This is a genomic window from Methylobacterium aquaticum (assembly GCF_001043915.1).
GTDB lineage: Bacteria > Pseudomonadota > Alphaproteobacteria > Rhizobiales > Beijerinckiaceae > Methylobacterium > Methylobacterium aquaticum.
This window is the reverse complement of record NZ_LABX01000497.1, coordinates 1-650: the sequence shown is the minus strand read 5'-3', so window position 1 is coordinate 650 and position 650 is coordinate 1. Positions and strand designations below refer to the sequence as shown.

General features: G+C 69.7%; 1 protein-coding gene. It reads left to right on the top strand.

All coding sequences use genetic code 11. The annotated features are described in order from the left end of the window. The coding region (locus VP06_RS33455; RefSeq protein WP_280950269.1) for an SbcC/MukB-like Walker B domain-containing protein at positions 1 to 494 on the top strand (494 nt) is incomplete at its 5' end. Positions 495 to 650 lie beyond the last annotated feature (156 nt).

Here is a 650-nt window from a genome sequence, read left to right as displayed (position 1 = left end):
GTCTCGTGGGCTCGGCCAGCGGCGTCAAGTTCCGGCTCTTCGCCCAAGGGGTGACGCTCGAACATCTGGTCCGGCTCGCCAACGAGCACCTGCTGGCCTTGAGCCCGCGCTACCGGCTGGTGCGCGGCGACCCGGCGAATCTCTCCCTCCACGTGGTCGACCGCGACATGGGTGAGGAGGTGCGCGCCACCCGCAGCCTCTCGGGCGGCGAGCGCTTCCTCGTCTCCCTCGCACTGGCCCTCGCTTTGTCGGGCCTGGAGGGCCGCGATTCCTTCGTCGACACCCTCTTCATCGACGAGGGCTTCGGCTCCCTCGACGCCGAGACCCTCGACCTCGCGGTGGATGCCCTGGAGACGCTCCAGGGCCGCGGCCGCAAGGTCGGCGTCATCACCCATGTGGCGGCGATGATCGAACGCATCGCCGTGCAGGTCCGGGTGGAGAAACGCGGCAACGGCCGCAGCGTGGTCAGTGTCGTGGAGGCGGGAGCGGGGTGAGGCGGTCTCGGACGGGATCCGGTTGCTCGCCTCGGCTGTGCCCGGTTAGACGGCGCTCTCACTTGGGAGGCTGCTGGATTCGCCATCCGCTCTTACGAGTGGAGCGCGTCCCTCTCCCCCTTGTGGGGAGAGGTCAGGAGTGGGGGTGGCTCCGCC